This is a genomic window from Williamsia sp. Y844 (genome assembly GCF_056786475.1).
In genome coordinates this window covers 1,473,718-1,496,012 of sequence record NZ_JBXCJB010000001.1, presented here as the reverse complement: position 1 = coordinate 1,496,012, position 22,295 = coordinate 1,473,718, and the positions used below count along the sequence as shown (strand labels likewise).

General features: G+C 65.4%; 18 protein-coding genes. 11 read left to right on the top strand and 7 right to left on the bottom strand.

Annotation, left to right across the window (positions count from 1 at the left end):
* Positions 1–3: 3 nt before the first annotated feature.
* Positions 4–1,356, bottom strand: coding sequence for a cell envelope lipid trafficking protein PgfA (gene pgfA / locus AC1TQG_RS06585; protein ID WP_482136128.1), 1,353 nt, complete (start codon positions 1,354–1,356; stop codon positions 4–6).
* A 124-nt stretch (positions 1,357–1,480) separates the two neighbouring features.
* Here pgfA and AC1TQG_RS06580 point away from each other — a divergent pair, with 124 nt between their 5' ends.
* Positions 1,481–2,731, top strand: coding sequence for an acyltransferase family protein (locus tag AC1TQG_RS06580; RefSeq protein WP_482136127.1), 1,251 nt, complete (start codon positions 1,481–1,483; stop codon positions 2,729–2,731).
* Here the strand turns inward: AC1TQG_RS06580 and AC1TQG_RS06575 are convergent.
* From AC1TQG_RS06575 to AC1TQG_RS06565, 3 genes are read right to left on the bottom strand one after another with little or no spacing between them, the layout of a single operon-like run.
* Positions 2,639–6,823: an alpha-(1->3)-arabinofuranosyltransferase domain-containing protein gene (locus AC1TQG_RS06575; RefSeq protein ID WP_482136126.1), complete on the bottom strand. Its 4,185-nt coding sequence runs from the start codon at positions 6,821–6,823 to the stop codon at positions 2,639–2,641. The genes AC1TQG_RS06580 and AC1TQG_RS06575 overlap by 93 nt on opposite strands.
* Positions 6,824–6,852: 29 nt before the next feature.
* Positions 6,853–7,053, bottom strand: coding sequence for a DUF2613 domain-containing protein (locus AC1TQG_RS06570; protein WP_482136125.1), 201 nt, complete (start codon positions 7,051–7,053; stop codon positions 6,853–6,855).
* Positions 7,050–7,625, bottom strand: a complete 576-nt coding sequence (locus AC1TQG_RS06565; RefSeq protein WP_482136124.1) for a universal stress protein — start codon at positions 7,623–7,625, stop codon at positions 7,050–7,052. The genes AC1TQG_RS06570 and AC1TQG_RS06565 overlap by 4 nt, the downstream gene beginning before the upstream one ends.
* An 89-nt stretch (positions 7,626–7,714) precedes the next feature.
* On the opposite strand from AC1TQG_RS06565, the gene AC1TQG_RS06560 reads away from it, so the two are divergent.
* Together AC1TQG_RS06560 and AC1TQG_RS06555 are read left to right on the top strand one after the other, a co-directional pair.
* Positions 7,715–8,908, top strand: coding sequence for a glycoside hydrolase family 3 N-terminal domain-containing protein (locus AC1TQG_RS06560; RefSeq protein ID WP_482136123.1), 1,194 nt, complete (start codon positions 7,715–7,717; stop codon positions 8,906–8,908).
* A gap of 80 nt (positions 8,909–8,988) precedes the next feature.
* Entirely contained in the window at positions 8,989–9,585 is a 597-nt protein-coding gene (locus AC1TQG_RS06555) for a TetR/AcrR family transcriptional regulator (protein ID WP_482136122.1), read from the top strand.
* A gap of 81 nt (positions 9,586–9,666) precedes the next feature.
* On the opposite strand, the gene AC1TQG_RS06550 is transcribed toward AC1TQG_RS06555, so the two are convergent.
* A complete protein-coding gene (locus tag AC1TQG_RS06550; RefSeq protein WP_482136121.1) occupies positions 9,667–10,542 on the bottom strand; it encodes a MaoC/PaaZ C-terminal domain-containing protein in 876 nt (291 codons plus the stop codon).
* Position 10,543: 1 nt separating this feature from the next.
* Positions 10,544–11,914, bottom strand: a complete 1,371-nt coding sequence (locus AC1TQG_RS06545; RefSeq protein WP_482136120.1) for a 3-oxoacyl-ACP reductase — start codon at positions 11,912–11,914, stop codon at positions 10,544–10,546.
* A gap of 189 nt (positions 11,915–12,103) precedes the next feature.
* Between AC1TQG_RS06545 and AC1TQG_RS06540 the strand changes: the two genes are divergently transcribed.
* A complete protein-coding gene (locus tag AC1TQG_RS06540) occupies positions 12,104–13,429 on the top strand; it encodes an acetyl-CoA C-acetyltransferase (protein ID WP_482137275.1) in 1,326 nt (441 codons plus the stop codon).
* Between the two features lie 165 nt (positions 13,430–13,594).
* Here the strand turns inward: AC1TQG_RS06540 and AC1TQG_RS06535 are convergent, their stop codons facing one another.
* On the bottom strand, positions 13,595–14,398 hold the full coding sequence (locus AC1TQG_RS06535; protein WP_482136119.1) for an S-methyl-5'-thioadenosine phosphorylase: 804 nt from the start codon (positions 14,396–14,398) through the stop codon (positions 13,595–13,597).
* A 67-nt stretch (positions 14,399–14,465) separates the two neighbouring features.
* Here AC1TQG_RS06535 and AC1TQG_RS06530 point away from each other — a divergent pair, with 67 nt between their 5' ends.
* The 7 genes from AC1TQG_RS06530 (at position 14,466) to AC1TQG_RS06500 (ending at position 22,294) form a co-directional block, all read left to right on the top strand.
* On the top strand, positions 14,466–15,344 hold the full coding sequence (locus tag AC1TQG_RS06530) for a siderophore-interacting protein (RefSeq protein WP_482136118.1): 879 nt from the start codon (positions 14,466–14,468) through the stop codon (positions 15,342–15,344).
* Positions 15,345–15,527: 183 nt separating this feature from the next.
* Positions 15,528–17,306 carry an ABC transporter ATP-binding protein gene (locus AC1TQG_RS06525; RefSeq protein WP_482136117.1) on the top strand — a complete coding sequence of 593 codons (1,779 nt, stop codon included), beginning with the start codon at positions 15,528–15,530 and terminating at the stop codon, positions 17,304–17,306.
* A complete protein-coding gene (locus AC1TQG_RS06520) occupies positions 17,303–19,096 on the top strand; it encodes an ABC transporter ATP-binding protein (protein WP_482136116.1) in 1,794 nt (597 codons plus the stop codon). Before AC1TQG_RS06525 ends, AC1TQG_RS06520 begins: the two co-directional genes overlap by 4 nt.
* A gap of 239 nt (positions 19,097–19,335) precedes the next feature.
* Entirely contained in the window at positions 19,336–20,628 is a 1,293-nt protein-coding gene (locus tag AC1TQG_RS06515) for a lysine N(6)-hydroxylase/L-ornithine N(5)-oxygenase family protein (protein ID WP_482137274.1), read from the top strand.
* Positions 20,618–20,872 (top strand): MbtH family protein, encoded by a 255-nt coding sequence (locus AC1TQG_RS06510; RefSeq protein ID WP_482136115.1) that lies wholly within the window; start codon positions 20,618–20,620, stop codon positions 20,870–20,872. The genes AC1TQG_RS06515 and AC1TQG_RS06510 overlap by 11 nt, the downstream gene beginning before the upstream one ends.
* Positions 20,872–21,279 (top strand): aspartate 1-decarboxylase, encoded by a 408-nt coding sequence (panD, locus tag AC1TQG_RS06505; protein ID WP_482136114.1) that lies wholly within the window; start codon positions 20,872–20,874, stop codon positions 21,277–21,279. Before AC1TQG_RS06510 ends, panD begins: the two co-directional genes overlap by 1 nt.
* Positions 21,280–21,349: 70 nt before the next feature.
* The gene (locus AC1TQG_RS06500; RefSeq protein ID WP_482136113.1) at positions 21,350–22,294 is read left to right on the top strand and encodes a methionyl-tRNA formyltransferase; all 945 of its coding nucleotides are present in this window, start codon (positions 21,350–21,352) and stop codon (positions 22,292–22,294) included.
* The last annotated feature ends 1 nt before the right edge of the window (position 22,295 follow it).

The window sequence follows — 22,295 nt, the reverse complement described above, 5'->3', positions numbered from 1 at the left end:
GTCTCAGGAGCGGCCGGGCGGTGACCAGTCGGTGAACCCATCACCGTCGTCGCGCACGATCGGGATCTGCCGGGTCTGATCCGGATCGTAGGGCTGCTGCTCGTACTGCTGCTCCGGGTACGTGGATCCCCGGTGCGCGGAATCCTCGGGGCGCGGCTGATAGGGCTGCTCGCCTGAATCGGTGGGCCCGTCCGCGGCAACGGCCGGCTTCTGGCCACCGCCGGAACGGAACAGGAGCCACACCCCCAGCGCGAGCAGGACAGCGCCGACGATGCCGAAGACGATCGGGATCCAGCGACCCCACAGCGTGATCGGATCACTCAGACTCTTTGCGTCCGAAGCCAATTCCTCTTGGGTGTCCTGATCGTACGAGAACACGACGTCCAGCGCGGTGAGGCGGTAGTCGAGCATCTCCTTCGGCGAATCCTCGCTCACGTTCAGCTTGAAGTCCTGCCGAATGTGTTGCTGCTCATTGAGAATCGTGCCGCTGGCGGGATCGACGTAGAGGTCGCGGGTACTGGACTGCATCAACGAGGCCGGCAACTTGTCATTGTTGCGGTAGCCGGGGAATCCGCCGTACCAACCCGACGTCTGATCAAGGGACGTGCCGGGCAGCTGCTGGTCATTGGCGTCGACCAACGTGCTCAGGTCGACTTCCGGAACCTCCTGGGTGAAGTGATAGGCCTTCACGCCGTGGATCTCGGTCTTGTCGTCGACGTACGTCAGCGGGTTGGTGGTCCGGGTTGTCAGGTCGAAGTACTGATACTTGTCGCTCTTCTCGACACCGAACGGGAAGCGGTACTGCAGGCCGGTGCGATCGGGGAGGCTGACGCTGTTGTCGCTGGCGTCGACCTTGACCTCGGATTGTCCGCCACCGGAGATTGCCGGTTCCGCCGTTTCCCGGTTGGTGGTGACGAGGTCGCGCGTCGCGGTCAGCAGCGAGGACATGCACCCGTCCGCAGCACCCGTCGCCGACGGGGTGATCGTCTCGTCACCGCTGGTGTACGAATCGATCCTGGTCGACTTGCCTGCCTGGAACGTGGCGATGTTGCTGTCGGCCGGATCGACCACGATCACACGCTGCTGCTGCGTGAGACGGGCGTCCGAGACCTCCGCGCGGGCCTCATCGACCGAACAGCTGTTGAAGATCTTCGCCGGCTGGGAGTCGCTTCCGGACACCGTGGCCTGCGGCTGGCTTGTCGCGACGCTGGTGATGTCGAGGTCCATCGGGGTCTTCTTGAGCGTGTCGACATAATAGAGCGGCAGCGCGATGGCGGCCACCAGCAACAATGCTCCAAAGAAGATCGCGACCGGACCAGCGAGATCCTTTGCTGACATCCGTGGCTGAGGTGCCATCCGGCGGTTCTCCTTCAGATCTGAGCGGCAACGCTTACGGCACAGCGAGACTAACAGTCGCGGCACTCACCTTCAGTGCCGTGAAGCCGCGGTCGCCCGGTACGCCGGGTACTTTGGGCTCATCATGAGCTCTCAGCGGCCGGTCGCCGGTTTCAACCGAGCACTCGAAGGCATGCGTGCGGTCGCCGCCGTCGGTGTCATCGTCACGCACGTCGCTTTCCAGACCGGCTCGGTGGATGGAAGCGTGTTGGGAGCGGTCTGGGGCCGGTTCGATATGGCGGTGGCCCTGTTCTTCGCGCTCTCCGGCTATCTCCTGTGGCGTCCGCATGCCGAAGCCGCCAGGGACCCGCGCCGGAAGGTGCCCTCGACCTGGCGATATCTGCGGCACCGGGTGGTCCGGATCTGGCCCGCGTACGTGGTGGTCGTGGTGGTGGTCCTGTGCCTGCTGCCCGATGCACGGCCGGCGAGCTTCACCGTCTGGATCGCCAACCTGACACTGACCCAGGTCTACGTGCCGTTGACACTGACCGCAGGCCTCACCCAGATGTGGAGCCTGTCGGTGGAGGTCAGCTTCTATCTGGCATTGCCGTTGATCGCCTGGTTGATGGTGCGTCTGCGCGGGAGCTCGGCGCGGTGGCGGATCCCGGTGCTCGTGAGTACCGGAGTGATCAGCCTGGGCTGGGCCTGGGTCGCCGATGCGCTGCCACTGGCGGCCGGAGTGGAGGCCAAGAACTGGCTGCCCGGACACCTGCCGTGGTTCGTATGTGGTCTGGTTCTGGCCGAATTGGGAACAACGAGTGCGGGCGGGATTCGCGGGCGCCTCGTGCGTCTGGGTGGTCGGCAGTGGCTGATGGCCGGTGTGGCCACGGTGGCCTTCGCGCTCTCGTGCACAGAACTCGCCGGACCGACCGGATTGGCCCCGCTCGAGCCGTGGCAGTTCGCGGTCAAGATGGTGTTGGGTGTGATCATCGGGTTCGCGTTGATCGCCCCGCTGACGTTGAATCCCGCCCGGAGCCACCGATTCCTGGACTCGGCGCCGATGCAGGCGCTGGGCCGATGGTCGTACTCCATCTTCATCTGGCATCTGGTGGTGCTTGCCTGGGTCTTTCCCCTGGGCGGGATCGTTCCGTTTTCCGGGTCGATGTTCGTGGTGTTCACGTTGACCGTGCTGTTGACCATCGGGGTGGCGGCGGCCAGCTACGCCTGGATCGAGGAACCGACCCGGCAGTGGTTGCGCGACAGTGAGGCCCGGTCGGCGCAGGCAGAATCCCGGCGCAAGGCGCTATCGGCGGAGCCTGGACGTCAGGCGGATCAGCCATCGCGGCACGTCGATCGCGAGCCACGCGACCAATACGACCGCCAGCAGAGCCGGTAGCTGAACCCACCAGTCCCAGCCGGTGTAGCCAAGCGACGACCGCCACGGGCCCGAAGCCAGACCGAAGGTCGCCAGCAGCATCATGATCGCGACAAGGGCCGCACCGGAATTCCGTCGTCGGGGACGGCGCACACGTAGTGCCGAAGCGGTCACCGCGGCGGTGACAACGGCGCAGACGCCCAGCCCGATCGGCCCGGTCAGTAGGTAGACGGCACCGGCCAGCAGCAACGGAGCCGCGACGCCGGCCCGGATGGGCTGCGCCGCAGCTGGAATGAGCGCTGGCGAAACCGACGCGGGGGTGCGACGGGTCGGCAGCAACGTGGCGATGAAGAGGAGCGCGACGAGCGCCAGGCCGATCCCGATGGACCACCGATATGGCTGGTCGAGCGGGAACGTCAGCGAGATGGCGCCCGCGTACCCGGCCGGGATGATCCAGCCCTGCTGCCAGCCGTTGACGGTCAGCGGCTTCAGAGTGATGTCGCCGGCGCGGGCCTCCCAGCCGGGGTTCGCGCTCTCGGGAACGATCAGAACCCGTTCGTCGGATGCGGCGGCCACCTCGACCCGACGATCGGTCGCGTCCCAGCGGGTGACGGTGGTGGGCTCGGGGACGGCGCGCGGGATCTGCGCGGCCGTTGCGGTCAGCGTCACCGCCGAGACCGAGAACGCGTCGCCGGGGTTGACCGCGAGCTCCTGTTCACCGGCCGGGAGTGCGAGGGCCGTCGAACCGCAGAGTGTGGCCGGGATCGGCGCGCCGGACCGCAGTGCTGCCGCGGTGGTCTTCAGTGAGAAACGGGCGGCGGTCCCGGCGATGGTGAGTCCGGGGCCGTCGAAGCAATCGATCTCGATCGGCCGGTCCGGGTCTGCCTGGGGTATGTCGGTGCCGAGGACCTCGACCTCCGCGATACCGGTCGGGGCCAGATCGGCAAATCCGAGGCTGTTCGCGTCAAGGATCTCCTGCTTCTCCAGGATCACAATCGTGATCGCGGAGGTCTCATGGGGATCGAGCCGGATGACGCCGTCGTCGCCGACCTCCCGAACCTGTCGCCCGTTACCGAGGTCGACGCCGACCAGCAGCGGATCGGCGGGGAATTGCCGGGGTGGCACGGTGATCTTCAGCCCGTCGACGACCTGCGGTGTCGGCAGTTGCAGGCGGAGTGTGGGACGGGCGTCGCCGCCCTCTCCGGCGCGGGCGATCCAGCTGGTACCCGGGTCTGCGTCGACGGCGGCCGACGGCCCGCCGCGTGGGTCGACGATGGCCGATTCGCCGGTCGCGGTGACCTCGGTCGGATCGGAGAGCAAGGCGGTCAACGCTTCTGACGGACGGGCGGTGACCGTCACCGACGGTTCGACCGACACCGGGGACGGGACCGACAGCACCCGGCCGAAGGTGCCCGGCTCCTCGGTGGGCAGGCTCAGCGAATCCGAGCAGAGTGTCACGTCGCCGTCAGGGACGCAGGCCGCGCGGCCGGGCAGTTCGGGACCGAGGTCCCACTGTGAGACCTGTTGTCCGGCAACCAGTTCAGGAAGGACGATGCGGTGACGGATCGGGAGGACCCGGTCGGCCGCAGCATCCCGCAACTCGACCTCGGAGATCACGAATTGATTTCCGGCAGTGTGGTTCTCGGTGTCGACGGCCCGGATCTGTACCCATCGGGTCGGTCCGCTCGGCGGCACGACTCTGGTCACGGTTCCGGGTGAGACCCCGGAGGCGACGGTGCTGCCTGCTTCTGTGGTGATCAGCAGTGTGGAGACGCCTGGACCCAGAGCTGTGCCCAGGGTGATGTCGAGGGCGAGTCGCTCGCGGGGCTCGGTGAAGTCGAGTTGTAGCCACTGTCCTACCGCGGAGTCCAGGCCGCGGCTGACCCAGCTGGTGTTCGGATTCTGATCGAAGGCGGCCGCAGGTGAGCTGCCAGGGGAGCTCTGCCCCAGTTGTGTTGCATCGGAGGCTGATCCGGATGCGCTGACCGAAATCTGATCGGATTGGCCGTCGAGCAGCCAGTCACCTTGCACCAGGGGCTGGCCGTCGACCGGATAGTCGGCCACGTCGTTCTGTGTCAGTCGGGGATCGTCGGGGGTGCGGATGCCGGAGCTGTGGTCGTCGACCCGGCCGAAGTCGACCTCCCGGTTGGTTGGGGTGTCGGTGACGACCATCGGGACCTCGGGCAGGCCGGCCTCCTGCGCATCCGACTGCAGGACAATCGGGCCCAGAGGTGGCTCGTCGGCGATTGCCGCGTTGTTCTGTAGCTGGGCAAGGGATTCGGGGCCGCCGGAGACACGCGGCATCGAGTCCAGTGGGACGGTTGCGGCTCGGGTACCCGGGAATGCGACGCTCGAGTCGACTTCGAAGATCTGGATTGCGGGCAGTTTTGGTCGCAGGCCGCTGTCGGAAACGATGTCGTCGTCGATGGTGGCGGCTCCGACCTCCGGGCCGAAAGTTGCCACCGGGATCATGCCGGGCGATCCGGCTATCGCGTGCTGCGCCAACACCGGGCGGGCCGAACGGGAGGAAGAGGGATCGAGGTCGGCACGCACGACCACGTACGAGATCCCTTGTTGCGCCAGGGTCGCGGCCAGACCGGGCATCGGCCTGCCCGCGGCGATCGCCCGCTGCACCGAATCCATCGCCCGGATGGCGCCCGGTGGGGTCAGTGGGATGGCGTCGCGGACGGCCCAGGGCTCATCGGCGAGCACCTGCAGCGGCTCGTCGCGGGTCAACCCCCAGGTCTGGTTGGCAAACGGGGAACCGGGAACCACCAGGGCCCGACGGTTTTCGTCCGCGCCGTTGTCGTCGAGCCAGTCGGCCGTGTCTTTCCAGTACGACGGGATCGCGCTGTAGCTGCCCGGCGCGGCGAGCGATCGGGTCCAGACCATCGAACCGGCGGCGAGCAGGGCCACCAGCACCACCACTGCGGCCGCGACCGGCTTCGATCGCTCGGGGTGCGCGAACGCCGCCCGCATGCCACGCCATCCGACGGTCGCAGGGGTCGGAACCCGGGCCAACAGGTGTGCGATGCCCAGGGCCAACGGGATCCTGATCAGCGGTTCCCATTTGTGGACGTTGCGCAGGGGGGCGCCGGCGCCGTCCAGGAAGCTCCGAACCGATTCACCGATGGGCGATCCGAGTTCCCCCGGGTAGCCGAGGCAGATCAGCAGCAGGCCGATGAGCAGGATGACGGTCAGCCGTCCGCGGGCAGGCATTGCCCGCATCGCAAGTCCGGTGAGCCCGGCAGCGGCCAGAACACCCGTCGCGACGACTGCGGCGGGCTGTGAGACGAGCCCGGCTCCGGCGACCCGCTCCGGAGAGACGAATGGGGTCCAGGCGCTGGTGCCGCGGAGAACCTCGGTCAGTGACACCCATTCGGTTGTCACGCGGGATGATTCGATGAAGTCCAGGAACGGGGGACTGACCCGCGACAGGATGAGAAGCGGCACGACCCACCACAGGCAGGCCATCACGCTGCCGAGGAGCCACCACAGTCCGAAACGCCACCAGCGCGCGGCGTTTTTGCGCAACGGTGTGTGCAACAGCCACCAGATGATGGCCACCGACGCCGCGGCCAGGGTCGCCACCGCGTTGACCGCGCCCATCAGGGCGAGGGCGCAGGCGGATTCGAAGGCAAGGCGGCGTGGGGTTTTCGTCGGAACCGCATGATTGAGTGCCATCACCACCGGGGCGAGGACCCAGGGTGCCAGCATCATCGGCAGTGTCTCGGAAGAGATCGAGCCGATGGTTGTCAGGACTCGGGGGCTCGTCACGAAGACGACGGCCGCGAAGATCCGGGACCACCGCGAGCCGACCCCGAGCGCGTCCGCGAGGCGCACGAACCCCACGAAACCCGCCCAGAGCAGCAGTGCCCACCACAGACGTTGGGTGATCCACGCCGGTAGCGACAGCAGATCGCCGAGAGCGAAGAACGCGCCGTGGGGAAAGAAGTAGCCGTAGGCCTGGTTCTGTACCTGCCCGAGAGGTGCGATCGACGACCACAGATGCGCCGCCCGACCGAGGAAGCCGAGTGGATCTCCGGTCAGGTCGAGCTTGGTGTCAGCCGATATCAGGCCGGGGGACTGGAGGAACGACGCGAACAGCGCCACGAGAGCTGCGTACAGCAGTCCTCGTTTGGTCAGTTTGTGACTCCGGCGTTGTCGCGGGTGCCGTAGTCGACAGTTCCCTCGACAAAGCCGTTTTCTGCGTTGAAGCTGTTCACATCAGTGGCCGGCGAATCTTCGGACGACAGCACGCCGCCAAGGAAGACAGCGGCAATGGCAAATACAACGCCCAGAACTCCGGCGACAGCGCCCGCAATCAGGCGGTTGTTCATCATGTGTGCGAAGTTACCATCCTGGCCTTCGACCTACGTAGTGCCCGTGCATCTTCGTTCCGCCGATCGCATCCGGCCGGGACCACCAGCACTGGACGATGGCAGTGCTTGAGGACGTGCTCGGACACGCTGCTGTGCAGCAGTGCGCGCAGTCCGGAGGCGCCGCTGGTGCCGGTGACGAGAATGTCGACCTCGAGTGTGTCGGCGGCGTCGACGAGTGCGGCCCACACGGTCGAGTCGACCTCGGCGAGGCGGCCCTGCGCCTGCAGGCCGGCGGCGATGGCGCGCTCGACGCCCTGGGTGTTCCGGTCGCGGGCCTCGTCGTGCAGTGCGTCCTCGATGCCCTGATCGACCACGGAATGCAGCACGGGCTGCATGCCGCCCGAGAGTGCCGATAGCCGTGCGCTCTGGTGTACGCCCGACTCCCATGCGGTCACCACGAACGCCATGTGTGACTGCAGGAATCTGCCTGCATAGTCGATCGCCCGATTCGAGTTCTCGCTGCCGTCGTAGGCGATCATGATCGTGTCTTGTCCGGTATGTCCCGGTTTGACGTTGGTTTGCTGCCCGGACATGGTTGCCTCCTGTGCAAGGTCCTCCGCTGTCGAGGATACCGGTTGAATGTAACGGACATCACACTGCGATACCGTGCAAGACTCGGTTTATGTATGTCGAACACCGCCCCCGCCGTGCCTTGGCCGCCCTGACGATCACCGTCGGGTTGATGGTGGCCGCCTGTAGCGGGTCGGACGACAAACCCGAGGAGCTCCTGAGCTCGGATTCCGGGACGTCGGCGAGCTCGGTCGCGCCCCCGGCGACGTCGGGAACGCCGATGGTGACCCCGGCCGTCTGTGGGGCGTCCGAGCTGGAGTCCATGCCGCTGCGTCGCAAGCTGGCCCAGCTGCTGATGGTCGGTGTCACCGGTACCGACGATGCCCTGAACGTGGTCACCACCGAACAGGTCGGTGGGGTGTTCATCGGTAGTTGGACCGACTTGTCGATTCTGTCCAGTGGTGGCGTCGGCGCGATGCAGCAGGCCGCGGACTTCCCGGTGATGGTTTCGGTGGATCAGGAAGGTGGCCGGGTCTCGAGGCTGTCGTCGCTGGGCATCGATTTCCCCTCCGCCCGCGAAATGGCGCAGACGATGACCCCGGCCCAGGTTCAGGAGCTGGCGACATCCCAGGGACAGGCGATGAGTGAACTGGGCATCACGGTCGACTACGCCCCGGTGGTCGATGTCAGTGCGCAGTCTGCCAACGAGGTGATCGGTGACCGCTCATTCAGCGATGATCCGGAGACGGTGACCATCTACGCCGAGGCGTTCGCACAGGGTCTGAAAGACGCGGGCATCATGCCGGTGTTCAAGCACTTCCCCGGTCACGGCAGCGGTTCGGGCGACTCACACACCGGCACCGTGGCCACGCCGCCGCTCGCGGAGCTCCAGACCAGCGATCTGGTGCCGTACCGCACCCTGGTCACGGATCCGGGGGCCGGCGTGATGATGGGACACCTCATCGTCCCGGGACTGACCGGACCGGACACCCCGGCCAGCATCAGTCAGCCTGCGATCTCGCTGCTGCGTGACGGCACCGGTTACGGCGCACCGCCTTTCGAGGGGCCGATCTTCACCGACGACCTGTCGGGGATGGCGGCGATCTCGGCGAAATACGGCATCGAGAAGGCGGCCACGTTGGCGTTGTCGGCAGGCGCGGACATCGCCCTGTGGCTCTCGACGAACGACGTCCCGGCAGTCCTGGACGCATTGACCGAGGCGGTGGGCAGTGGAGAGCTGTCGGCCGATCAGGTGGATGACTCGGTGGTCCGGGTGTTGCGGGCCAAGGGTGTTCTCGACTGTTGAGACGGCCGTGCGCCTGACCGCGAGAGAACTTACCGACTGGTAAGGTTGTCGGGATCAGAAGGTCTAAGGAAGTTGGTGTCGTGGCCGGAGGAACCAAACGCTTGCCGCGCGCCGTCCGCGAGCAGCAGATGCTCGACGCCGCGGTGCACGTCTTCGCTGCGAACGGCTTCCGCGAGACGTCGATGGATGCGATCGCCGCCGAGGCGGACATCAGCAAACCCATGCTCTACCTCTATTACGGCTCCAAAGATGAACTCTTCGGCGCCTGCATCAACCGTGAGGGTGCCCGGTTCATCGAGGCGATGACCGCCGGCTTCGATCCGAATCTCAAGCAGCACGATCAGGCCCGCACGGTCATCTACGACTTTTTGCACTACGTCCACAACAACAGGGAGTCGTGGCGGGTGCTCTATCGCCTGGCCACCGGACAGGCCAAGTTCGCCGGTCTCGTCGCCGCCAGCCGGGCCCGGCTGATCGAGATGGTCGCCGACCTTCTCCGCCGCGGCACCACCGTCCCGCATCCCAGTGACACCGATTTCGAACTCATGGCCGTGGCGCTTGTCGGTGCCGGTGAGGCCGTGGCCGACCGGATTTCCGAAGGCGACATCGACCTCGACTCGGCCGCCGACCTCATGGTCTCGATGGGTTGGCGCGGCCTCGCCGGAGACCGCCCCTAACCCCCGATGATGTGCCCTTTTGGCGAACAAAACGTCTGGTCGGCGCCGCCAAAAGGCCACATCATCGGGGGTTGGGGGTCGTCAGCGGAGGGTTGCGGTGAGGTGCGGGTAGCCCTTTTTCGGGTTCAGGACAGAGATGTCGAAGCCGCTCTCTGCCCGTTTGGTGTAGACGTTCACCTTCGCAGGCAGGATCAGGGGCTTGCCGAACTTCACGTTGTAGGTGACCCGGTCGGCGAGTTGGCCCTCGGTGTTCGCCACCACCCGCGCGGCCGTCCACATCCCGTGGGCGATGGCCCGCGGGAATCCGAAGGCCTTGGCGCTCAGGTTGCCGGTGTGAATCGGGTTCCGGTCGCCACTGGCCGCGGCATATCTACGGATCTGTCCCAGATCGGCCACCAGGGTGGCATCCGGCGGCGGTGGCCGGTGCTCGGCCGGTGCCGGCGGACGCGGACCGTCGGACAGGCTCGTGTGTTGCTGGCTCAGGAACGTCGCCGTCTGTCGGGTGACCAGTTCGTTGCCGACCGAGAACTCGGAGATGACGTCGACGAGCATGCCCTTGCGATGCTCACGCAGGTTCTCCGCGTGGGTCTCGATGGTCAGTGGCTCACGGACGTTGATCGGGCGGAACCGCTCGATGTTGTTCTCCATGTGTACCGACCCGATTGCGGTCAACGGAAAGTCCTTGGCCACAAGGAGTTTCATCACGAGCGGGAACTGCAGCACGAACGGGAACGTCAGCGGCAGGGTGTCGCCGTATTGCTGACCGGTGCACGCGCAGTAGTCGCGCAGCTGGTCGAGGTCGACCTTCACGTCCGGCAGCCGCAGTGTGGTGTCGGGCAGGACGGCATCAGCGGACACCCGGCCGGACTTGCCGACCACTGGGAGCATGGCGGTCACGGCCCGGCGATAGATGTCGCCGGTGGATGGAAACTCGTGCAGGGTAACGGTATTCGGCATCTCAGGCCCCCAGCATGCTCTGACCACAGACGCGCACCACGTTGCCGGTGACAGCGCTCGACGCGGGGTTGGCGAAGTAGGCCACCGTCTCGGCGACGTCGACGGTCTGCCCGCCCTGCTGCAGCGAGCTGATCCGGCGTCCCACCTCGCGGGTGGCCAGCGGGATCGCGGCGGTCATCGCGGTCTCGATGAATCCGGGGGCCACGGCGTTGATGGTGATCTTCTTGTCGGCCAGGATCGGCGCATAGGCGTCCACCAGGCCGATGACACCGGCCTTGGAGGTGCCGTAGTTGGTCTGCCCGCGGTTGCCCGCGATACCGGCGATCGACGACACGTCGATGACCGAGCCGCCTTCGCGCAGTGCGCCTGCCTCGAGGAGGTCGTCGACAAGCTTTTGTGGCGCAATGAGGTTGACGCCGATGACCGAGCTCCAGCGGGCGTCATCCATGTTGGCGAGCAACTTGTCGCGGGTGATGCCTGCGTTGTTGACGATGATGTCGAGGCCGCCGTGACGCGCCAGCACATGCTCGGCGATCCGCTTGCCCGCATCGTCGGCGGTGACATCGAGCGGCAGCGACGTGCCGCCGACCTTGTTGGCGGTGTGCGAGAGGGCGTCGCCTGCGGCCGGGATGTCGGCGGCGATGACGTGGGCGCCGTCGCGGGCGAGGACCTCGGCGATCGTGGCGCCGATACCGCGGGCGGCACCGGTCACGAGCGCGACCTTGCCCTGCAACGGCTTGTCCCAGCTGGCCGGGGCGACGGCATCCTTCTCATCGACGCGGATGACCTGGGCATCGACGAACGCGGACTTGGCGGAGAGCAGGAAGCGCAGTGTCGACTCGAGCCCGGACAGTCCGGTCGTGGCATCGGGCGAGACGTAGACGAGCTGAGCGGTCGAGCCCTTGCGCAGTTCTTTGCCAAGGGAACGGGTGAAGCCTTCCAGGGCGCGCTGGGCGATGTGCTCGTCGGGTGTCTTCGCCAGTTCGGGGGTGGTGCCGATGACGACGAACCGGGCGCAGCTGCCACTGGCGCGCATCGCCGGACCGAAGAACTCGTAGAGCTGCGACAGCTCGGACGACTTGGTGATCCCGGTGGCGTCGAGGACCACGGCGCCGAGTTTGTCGGCGCCCCGGCCTGCGGTGTTATTCGTGATCAGCTCATAGCCGCTGTCCGGGTCGCCGAGGATCTCGCGCAGCGGCTCGATCAGCCTGCCGTTGCCGCCGAGCAGGACCGGACCGGTGAGTGCGGGTTCGCCTGCACGGTATCGACGCAGATGGGGCGGTTGCGGCAAGCCGATCTTTCCGGCAAGGAATGATCCCGGGCCGGAGTTCACAAACGTCGAATACAGGTCGGTGGTTCCGTTGGAAGGCACGTGCACTCCTTGGGTTCTCAATCGGGGTTTCAGACGGCATCGGTGTTGTTTGCGCCACCCGTTGGGGGGTAACCCCCGGGGCGGAGTCGACAACGAACTTACTCGGGAGTAAGAATACGCCATAAGAGCCATCCACAACTTGGGAGATCCGCAGTGGCAACGAACAACGGTGCAACGAACAACGGGCCGATCAACGGCTCCGCAGATACCAGTGGTGCCGGCGCCACATCACGGAAGACCCGCAGCGTGCGGCCGGTGGCTATCGTCGGCGGCAATCGGATCCCGTTTGCCCGTCAGGACGGCGCCTACGCCAAGGCGAGCAACCAGGACATGTTCACCGCCACGCTGAACGGGCTGGTCAGCCGCTTCAACCTGCAGGGTCAGCGACTGGGCATGGTCGCGGGCGGAGCCGTGCTCAAGCACTCCCGCGACTTCAATCTGATCCGCGAGTCGGTGCTGGGATCGGCACTGTCGCCGTACACGCCGGCGTTTGACCTGCAGCAGGCCTGCGGAACCGGACTGCAGGCGATCTCGGCGGTTGCCGACGGCATCGCCACCGGCAAGTTCGACGCCGGTATCGGCGGCGGCGTCGACACCACCTCGGACGCCCCGATCGGTGTCTCCGAGGGCATGCGTCAGGCGATGCTGGCCGTGAACCGGGCCCGCAGCACGGGCGCACGGCTCAAGGCGATCGCCAAGCTCCCGACCTCCCTCGGTATCGAGATCCCGCGCAACGGAGAACCCCGCACCGGGATGTCGATGGGCGACCACGCGGCCATCACCGCCAAGGAATTCGGCATCAAGCGCGAAGATCAGGACGAACTCGCCGCGGCCAGCCATCAGAAGATGGCCGCCGCCTACGACCGCGGGTTCTTCGACGACCTGATCACGCCGTTCCAGGGTCTGACCCGCGATCAGAACCTGCGTCCGGGCAGCACCGTGGAGAAGCTGGCGACACTCAAGCCGGTGTTCGGGGTCTCCCTCGGTGACGCGACCATGACGGCGGGCAACTCCACACCTTTGACCGACGGCGCCTCGGTGGTGCTGCTGAGCACCGACGAGTGGGCCGCGGAGCAGAAGCTGCCGGTGCTGGCCCACCTGGTCGACGTCGAGACCGCTGCGGTCGACTACGTCAACGGCCCCGACGGTCTGCTGATGGCCCCGACCTACGCGATCCCGCGTCTGCTCGAGCGCAATGGCCTGACCTTGCAGGACTTCGACTTCTACGAGATCCACGAGGCGTTCGCGTCGGTGGTGCTGTGCACGCTGGCCGCGTTCGAATCCGAGGAGTACTGCAAGGAACGCCTTGGACTGGACGGCGCGCTCGGCAGCATCGACCGGTCGAAGCTGAACGTCAACGGCTCGTCGCTGGCCGCCGGTCACCCATTTGCCGCCACCGGCGGACGGATCGTGGCCCAGGCTGCCAAGCAGATCAGCGAGAACGGTGGCGGCCGTGCGCTCATCTCGATCTGCGCCGCGGGCGGACAGGGCGTGACGGCCATCATCGAGGCCTGAACCACCGCCGTCAGAGGCCACCAAACGGGTCTTTAAGAATTGCTCGACGACTGTGTAACGCCGCACAGAACCCCGGCGATGAACCTGATGACTCCGGTTGAGCTACATGACCCCCGACCCTGTAGCTCAACCGGCGTCGCATTCTCCCGAGCGATCCGCGCGGGGTCAGGAGATCGGGTTCATCACGGACGCGATCTCGTGTTCGCCTTGCGCACAACGGCATTCCGGTTGACGGGCGGCCTCACCGATCGCTGCGGTCAGCACGTCCCGCATCAGGCTCAGCCCCTCCTGGAAGACGGCGAACACCTGTGAGGCCATCACCCCTTCGCCTTCGACCAGTCCCGCGTCGGTGTCGGTGACCAGGGCGACCGAGGCGTAACACATGTGTAGTTCACGGGCCAGCACCGCTTCGGGCTGACCGGTCATGTTGATCAGGGTGAATCCCTGGCCTGCGTACGCACGGCTCTCGGCGCGGGTCGAGAAGCGCGGCCCCTGGATCACGACCATCGTGCCGTCGAGAACGGCTTCGGGCGCTGCGGTGGCCACTGCCTGGCGCAGGGTCGGGCAGTAGGGGTCGGCGAATGCGACGTGGACGGCCGGTCCGTCGAAGAAGGTCTGCGCCCGTCCGGAAGTGCGGTCCACGAGTTGATCGGGGATCACCATGGTCCCGGGTTCCAGATCGGGGTTCAGCCCGCCCACCGCGCAGGGCGCAAGAATCCGGCGCACACCCACCGACCGCAGGGCCCACGCGTTGGCCCGATAAGGAACGGTGTGCGGTGCGTATTCGTGGGACAGGCCGTGCCTGGGAAGAAATGCCACCGGCACCCCGCCGACTTCACCGATGGTGATCGCGGCGCTCGGATCGCCGTACGGGGTGTCGACGGTGACCTGCCGCGCACCGGGTTCGAAGAACGAATAGAAGCCGGATCCGCCGATGATCCCGATGCGTGGCTGAGTATTTGCGTTCATGAATCCAAGCCTGCCTCAGATGTTTGGGTCTGTCGCATCCATCACTGCTTAGGCTAGCCTTCGTTGCATGGGCTATTCGCGCGCAACAGTGGTCGAGACCACGATCCTGAATCCTCGACTGCTCAGGATCCGGTTGGACCTTCCCAACCTCGCCGACATTGCACTACCCAAGCTCGCCGACGAGGTCGTCGGGATCTATTTCCCGGCAGACGGCCAGGATTCACCTCCCGACATGGAGTGCCGGGACGGCGTCTGGGGCCACTACGACGTCGATCCGATGCCCGAGGGACGCAACTACACGGTCCGCGGCATCGAGCCCGGCACCAACGTGATGACCGTTGATTTTGTTGTCCATGACCACGGCGTTGCCACGATGTGGGCGCAGCGTGCGCAGGTCGGCGACGAGGTGGCGATGGCCCATGGCCGCGGGTGGTACTGCCCCGAACCGACCACCGATTGGCAGCTGTTGGTGGCCGACCTGGCCGGGTTGCCCGCGTTGGCACGCATCATCGAAGAATTGCCAGACGGCGCGCAAGCCACGGCAATCGTGGAAGTGGTCGATGAGAGCGATCTCGACTATCTGCCGTCGCGCGACGGCGTCGACGTCATCACGCTGATCGGCAGCGGCAATGGCAACGGTGAGAGCCGCCTGGACGTGGCCGTCGAAAAGTTCGAGCATCCCGAAGGCCGTGGCTACTGCTGGTTTGCCGCCGAGGCCAAGGCGTCGAGGGCGGTGCGCAAACATCTGCGCCGCCAGTTCGGCTGGAAGACCGAGCAGTGCGACATCATCGGGTACTGGCGTTTTGATGGCGAGAAGTGGGCGCGCAAGTTCTCCGAACAGGGTGCGCAAGCGCTCGATTTCTACACCAAGGCGCTCGCCGAAGGGAAGAGCCCGAAGGTGGCCAACGAGATATACGACGATGCGCTCGAGCGAGTCGGGTTGTAACAAGGCACGTTCGCCCCGCGCCCCGGGACGATTGTGCGCCGCCGGGTGGTACTAGGGTGTCGCCTCGAGTGCAGATCGGCATCTCACGCGCGCGGACGACTCACCAGCGCAGATGTTCGATCTGCGAAACGACTGATCTGCGCGACGACCGATCTGCGCGACGACTATGGCCGGAGGCTTCGGGTGGATTCTGACAGGTATGACCCCGGTACCAGGTTGCCGGTGTTCCTCGTTCCACCCGCAGAACCGGTTCGTGGCAAAGAGATTCGCGTCGACGCGGACACAACACCGCGACAGTTTGCCCTCCGCACGATTTTCGGTGCGGGTAGGTACACGATCCCGGCCGCGGTCCTGATGGTCGGCCACTTTGTCGGTGAGGCGCTGGTGCCGGTGATCATGGGTATCGCCATCGATCGGGCAGTGGCCACCGGGGACGTCGGATCGCTGGTGATCTGGCTGATCGCATTGGCCGCCGACTTCGTCCTGTTGTCCTATACCTGGCGGTTCGGTGAGCGGCTCGCCGTCTATGGGCAGACGATGGTCGAGCACCAGTTCCGGATGCGCGTGACCGATCGCATCCTGAATCCGAAGGGGATGGCGGGCCCCGCCCGCCTGCCGGGTGTGTCACTCAACATCGCGACCTCTGACGTGAACCGGTTGTCGATGGCGGTGTTCATCGCGGTGTTCCCGATCGGCGAGATGGCCGCGGTGCTGGTGGCAGGCGGTGTGCTCCTGTTCATCTCGTGGCCGCTGGGTCTGGCGATCCTCGTCGGGACCCCGGTGCTGCTCTGGATTCTCGATCTCACCGGAGGCCCGCTGCGAGCGCGGACCGAGCAGGAACAAGAGGTGGCCGGGGAAGCGGCCGGGACCGCCACCGATCTGGTGGCAGGCCTGCGCATCGTGAAGGGTCTCGGCGCCGAACCCGAGGCCGGACGCCGCTACCGGGCGGCCAGCTCGCGTGCCCGTGACGCCGCCATCCGTGCCGGACGCACCCAGGGTGCGTATACGGGTGTGATGCAGATGGTTTCGGCGTTGTTCGTGGTGGGTGTGTGCATCGCGGCGGGGCTGATGGCACTCGAGGGGAAGGTGAGTCTGGGTGAACTCATCACCGTGGTCGGGCTCACCCAGTTCATGATGGGGCCGCTGAACAACCTGGGCACCAATTTCGGCCGGGTCTGGAACAGCGCGGTTCCCTGCGCAAAACGGGTGCTGTCGGTGTTGCAGGCGGAACCGGCGACCAGGACCGGCGACGTCCGCGATGCTGCCGGGGCGCTGTCGTTCCACCACGTCACGATCGGTCCGGTCGAGGATCTCGACCTGACGCTGCCGACCGACGGGGTGGTCGTTGTTGTCTGTCCTCCCGAGGTCACCGAGGCCATCAGCGCGGTGCTGTCCAGAAAAGCTCATCCCGACTCCGGGCAGGTGACGGTCGGCGACGTCGATCTGTTCGATCTGCACGGCGACGTGAGCGGTGAGCTGATCCGGACCGTGCCGCACACCCCGGACCTGTTCGAGGGCACGGTACTGGAGAACATCGGCGCCGGGGTGCCGGACGGGCCCGACCGCGATTCGCGGATCACCAGAGCGATCTTCGCGGCCGCCTGCGACGATGTCGCGGACGTACTGCCGAATGGTTTGGAGACCCCGGTTGGTGAGGCGGGCCGGATGTTGTCGGGTGGTCAACGTCAGCGGGTGAGCCTGGCCAGGGCCTTGGCCGCGGACTCGGCGATCCTGGTGCTCAACGATCCGACCACCGCGGTCGATTCGGTCACCGAGGCGACCGTTGTCTCCCGCCTGCATCAGGCGCGAGCCGGCCGGGCAACCGTGGTGTTCACCAATTCGCCTGCGCTGCTCGAGATTTCCGATCAGGTGGTGATCATCGAAGACGGGCGACTGCGCTACCAGGGCACCTTGGCGGACGCCGATTCGATGCTCGCCGGAGCGCTCGGGGGCGGTCGGTGAGTACCCCGATGCCGAACGCGAAACTCCTGGTCACCGATTTTTCGATGACGATGCGGTATCTGCGGGCGCAGTTGCGCAGGCATACCGCGCAACTGTTACTTCTTGCGGTGATCATGACCCTGGCCGCCGGACTGGGTCTGGTCACCCCGCGTTCTCTGGGCACGATCATCGACATCGTGAACGGCGACAGCGGTAATGGTGACGCCGCCGAGATCTGGCGGCTGGCCGCCATCATGGCGGCCTCCGCGGTCGGCGCCGCGATTTTCGCGGCTTTCGGAGTCGTGTTGTCGGCCAGGATCTTCGAATCGATCCTCGCCGATCTGCGCGAGGAGATGATCGCGGCGTCACTGACGTTGAAGCTGTCGCGGATCGAGGGCGCAGGCAGTGGTGACCTCGTGTCGCGGGCAACGGCGGATGTCAGCACCGTGAGTGAGGCGATCAGCAAAGCCGTGCCCGCGGTACTGACCGCGGTCTTCACCATCGGCGTCACATTTGTCGGACTGGCCGCCCTCGACTGGCGATTCCTGATCGTGATCCTGTTGGTGATCCCGGTGTACGTCAACGGGATCCGGATGTATCTGCGGCACGCCCCTGCGCTCTATGCGGCGCAGCGCGAGGCCACCGCGGACCGGGCGCATCACGTGCTCGGTGCGATTCATGGGCTCGAGTCCGTGCACGCATTCCGGTTGTCGGCTTTGCTGAACCGGCGGATAGATCGGCACTCGTGGGAAGTGGTCCGCTGGTCGATCCGGGCGAGCGTGCTCTTCAGTCGCCTGGGTGTCCGGGTGAACACGGGCGAATTCGTCGGTATGACAACCATTTTGATCGTGGGATTCTTCCTGGTCGACGGGAACTCCCTGACCATCGGTGCCGTCACCGCGGCAATGTTGTTCTTCCTGCTGCTCTTCGATCCGATCGGCATGCTGCTGTTCGTTGTCGATGACCTGCAGTCCGGCGCGGCAGCGCTCGGCCGGATCGTCGGTGTGATCGAAGAATCGAAATCGGTCGAGGACCCCATCGCGTCTGGCCCGCCGAAACCATCGGGACCGCTGCTCGAACTGGAGGGCATCAGTCACGGCTATTCGGCTGAACACGAGGTGCTACACGACATCTCGCTGACCTTGGTCGACGGTGAACATGTCGCGGTTGTCGGGCCGTCCGGTGCCGGAAAGACCACATTGGCGACGATCGTGGCCGGTGTTCATCGGCCGACGGCAGGCCGGGTCCTGCTCGAAGGTGTGGACATCGCGTCGGTGCAGCCGTCGGAACTGTCCCGTTCGATCGCCCTTGTCACGCAGGAAGTCCATGTCTTCGCAGGCACACTGGCCGCCGACCTTCGGATGGCTGCACCCGAGGCCACCGACGAGGATCTGTCCGCGGCACTCGGACTCGTCGGCGCCGGTGGGTGGGTGCGCAACCTGCCCGACGGCATTGGGACGGAGGTGGGTTCGGAAGGACATCAGCTCACTCCGATGCAGTCGCAACAACTCGCGCTCGCGCGGCTCGTACTGCTCGATCCCAAGGTTGCGATACTCGACGAGGCGACCGCCGACGCAGGCAGTGTTGGTGCGGGGGTGCTCGAGGAGTCGGCGCAGGCGGCGCTGAAGGGACGGACCGCGTTGATCGTCGCGCACCGTCTGAGCCAGGCCGCCCGTGCCGACCGGATCGTGTTCATGGAGCGTGGCCGGATCGTGGAGGTGGGCACGCATGCAGATCTGGTGGCGCGAGGTGGTCGCTACTGCCAGCTCTGGAATGCCTGGTCGCGGGGACGTGGAGTCCCGGGTGAATAGTGGCGAATCAAGCTGGTCGGTATAAAGCCTATATGAATTGAATTACCATTGGTAGCAATATCAGGCTAGGCTAACTTTGTAGTTTTAATGGCCGACACGGGCCCTGCAGATCGATCAGCAGGGGCCACAGGTAGGAGAGTGCTCATGGTCCACGACGTGCGCAACAGATGCACCGGTACCCGACGGGATCCTGCGAGACGGGAACAGACGTCGGCCGTTCGGGGATCGGTGGCCGATTCATGAAGGCCGACTTCGATGTCGTGGGCGTGGGTTTCGGTCCTTCGAATCTTGCACTTGCGATTGCGCTCGAGGAGCACAATCGGAACCTTGATCCCGCCGACCAGATCACCTCGTGCTTCATCGAGAAGCAGAGCCGATTCGGATGGCACCGGGGGATGTTGTTGCCGGGGACCACGATGCAGATCTCGTTCCTCAAGGACCTGGTCACCCAGCGGGACGCCACGAGTCGCTATTCCTTCCTCAACTATCTGTCCCAGCGCAACCGGTTGACGCATTTCATCAACCAGCAGAGCTTCTTTCCCACCCGGATCGAGTTCCACGACTACCTCGAATGGGCGGCGGGGCAGGTGGATGTCCCGGTTCTGTACGGGGCCGAGGTGACGGGCGTGCGCCAGATCTCAGATGCGTTCGAGGTGTGCATGAGCGACCGCGCGCCGGTCACCGCGCGCAACGTGGTGGTCGCGGGCGGTCTGCGCGCCAAGCTCCCCGACGGCATCGCCTCGAGCGCTCGGGTATTCCACAATCATCGGCTGCTCGACCATCTGCGTGTCCTGCCGACGCCGACGCACCACCGGTTCGTGGTGGTCGGGGCCGGGCAGAGTTCGGCGGAAGTTGCTGCTTACCTGCATGATTCATATCCAGAGGCGGAAGTTCACGCCGTTTTCGGGAAGTACGGCTACACGCCGGCCGACGACAGCCCCTATGCCAATCGCATCTTCGATCCGGAGGCGGTGGTCGAGTTTCACAGTGCCTCGGCCGAACTCCGCCAGCAACTGCTCGACTATCACCGCGCCACCAACTACTCCGCGGTGGATCTGCCGCTGATCGAAGAGCTCTACCGGCGGGAGTATGCCGAGCGGGTCTCCGATAGCCGGCGACTGTTTGTGCACGGGGCATCCGAGATCGCCGACGTGAGGGACTACGGGGATGGCGTCACGGTCCGGATCGGTCACCGGACGACCCGGGACCACACCGAAATCGATTGTGATGCGATAATATTCGCGACCGGATTCCAGCCGGTGGCCCTCGCGGAGCTACTCGGTCCGCTGGCGGGTGAATGTCAGATCGACGGGCAGGGCAGACCGCTCATCGATCGCGAATACCGCATCGTGACCAATGATGGGGTCGAAGGTGACATCTACCTTCAGGGCAATACCGAACACACGCACGGACTGACATCGACCCTGCTCTCGAATCTTGCTGTGCGATCAGGCGAATTGGTGAATTCACTGGCCGGGAGACCGCGTGTCGGTGATATGGACACGGAAGGGGTGCCCACTCTTGTCAACTAATCCTTTTGATGACGAAGACGGAAAGTTCTATGTGTTGGTGAACGACGAGGAGCAATACTCGTTGTGGCCGACCTTCGCGACGGTTCCGCAGGGCTGGACAATCGTGCACGGAAGCGACGCGGGGACGTCGAAGCAGTCATGTCTCGATCACGTAGAGCAGCAGTGGACCGACATGCGACCGAAGAGCCTTCGGGACGCCATGGACCTTGTGCCCGCGCAGGTTGCATCGAGTCAGGTGATCTGATGTTGCGCACTCTTGTGAACGGAAAGATCCACCGCGCCACCGTCACCCAGGCGGATCTGCATTACGTCGGATCTGTCACCATCGACGAGACCCTGTTGAAGGCGGCGGACCTCGTCGAGGGCGAGAAGGTCAGCATCGTCGACATCACCAACGGATCGCGGTTGGAGACCTATGTCATCACCGGCGCCGCGGGCAGTGGGGTCATCTGCATCAATGGTGCGGCGGCCCACCTGGTGGACCCGGGCGATCTGGTGATCATCATGTCCTTCGTCCAACTCGACGAGGCCGAGGTCCTGGTACACCAGATCAAGGTTGTCCATGTCGACGAGAGCAACTCGATTGTGGCGCTGGGAAATGATGTGGCGCAGCCGGTTCCGGGGGCAGTTGATCAGCGCTCGTCACGGTGACACAGTGGTACCCGCAGTAATATCCGTCCGACGTCGATGAGACCGGGGCGAACCCTATGGAAGGTGAACGATGCGTGTCGTGATGTTCGGATATCAGACGTGGGGGTACAAAACCCTCGAGGCGCTGATCGGATCCGATCACGAGGTGGCCCTGGTGGTGACCCACCCGGTGAGTGAGCAGCGGTACGAGTCGATCTGGGCTGATTCCGTGGAGGACCTGGCCCGGTCGAACGGGGTCGATGTGGAGCTCGCCACCCGCCCGACGGCAGAGCTGATCGAACGCGTGAAGCTCGCCGAGCCCGACATCATCGTGGCCAACAACTGGCGAACCTGGTTGCCAAGAGAGCTTTTCGACCTCCCGCCGCACGGCACCCTGAATCTGCACGATTCGTTGCTGCCTCGGTTCACCGGCTTTTCCCCGGTGATCTGGTCGATGATCAGTGGGGCATCCGAGACCGGGCTGACGGCACACCGGATGGACGACGATCTGGACACCGGAGATGTCTTGGTGCAGAGGTCGGTTCCGATCGGGCCAACCGACACCGCTACCGAACTCGTCGGCGCCACGATCGATCTGATCCCCGAGGTGCTGCTCGATGCGCTCTCGCAGATCGAGTCCGGGACTGCGACATGGACGCCACAAAACCTCGACGATCGGACCTTCTTCCACAAGCGGTCCGAGCGTGACAGCCTGATCGATTGGTCCTGGCCCGCAGAGGATCTCGATCGGCTCGTCCGCGCATTGTCCGACCCCTATCCGAACGCGTACACGTTTGTGCGTGGTCAGCGCATCCGAATCACCAAGGCGCGGGTATCGCGGGGCATCTACGGGGGTACACCCGGCCGGATCTTCATCAAGGAGGGTGACGGCATGGTGATCGTGGCCGGCCCGAACGCGCATCGGGGCCAGAACCATGGTCTGGTGATCGAACGCGTCCGTACCGATGACGACGTCGAACACAACGCTCTGGACTTCTTCCCGCACGGTGGCGGGTACTTGTCCGACGACGCATAGA

Excerpts from the sequence above, each read along its gene's own strand:
- pgfA (WP_482136128.1), bottom strand. The coding sequence starts at position 1,356 with ATGGCACCTCAGCCACGGATGTCAGCAAAGGATCTCGCTGGTCCGGTC.
- AC1TQG_RS06580 (WP_482136127.1), top strand. The coding sequence starts at position 1,481 with ATGAGCTCTCAGCGGCCGGTCGCCGGTTTCAACCGAGCACTCGAAGGC.
- AC1TQG_RS06570 (WP_482136125.1), bottom strand. The coding sequence starts at position 7,053 with ATGATGAACAACCGCCTGATTGCGGGCGCTGTCGCCGGAGTTCTGGGC.
- AC1TQG_RS06565 (WP_482136124.1), bottom strand. The coding sequence starts at position 7,625 with ATGTCCGGGCAGCAAACCAACGTCAAACCGGGACATACCGGACAAGAC.
- AC1TQG_RS06560 (WP_482136123.1), top strand. The coding sequence starts at position 7,715 with ATGTATGTCGAACACCGCCCCCGCCGTGCCTTGGCCGCCCTGACGATC.
- AC1TQG_RS06550 (WP_482136121.1), bottom strand. The coding sequence starts at position 10,542 with ATGCCGAATACCGTTACCCTGCACGAGTTTCCATCCACCGGCGACATC.
- AC1TQG_RS06535 (WP_482136119.1), bottom strand. The coding sequence starts at position 14,398 with ATGAACGCAAATACTCAGCCACGCATCGGGATCATCGGCGGATCCGGC.
- AC1TQG_RS06530 (WP_482136118.1), top strand. The coding sequence starts at position 14,466 with ATGGGCTATTCGCGCGCAACAGTGGTCGAGACCACGATCCTGAATCCT.
- AC1TQG_RS06515 (WP_482137274.1), top strand. The coding sequence starts at position 19,336 with ATGAAGGCCGACTTCGATGTCGTGGGCGTGGGTTTCGGTCCTTCGAAT.
- panD (WP_482136114.1), top strand. The coding sequence starts at position 20,872 with ATGTTGCGCACTCTTGTGAACGGAAAGATCCACCGCGCCACCGTCACC.
- AC1TQG_RS06500 (WP_482136113.1), top strand. The coding sequence starts at position 21,350 with ATGCGTGTCGTGATGTTCGGATATCAGACGTGGGGGTACAAAACCCTC.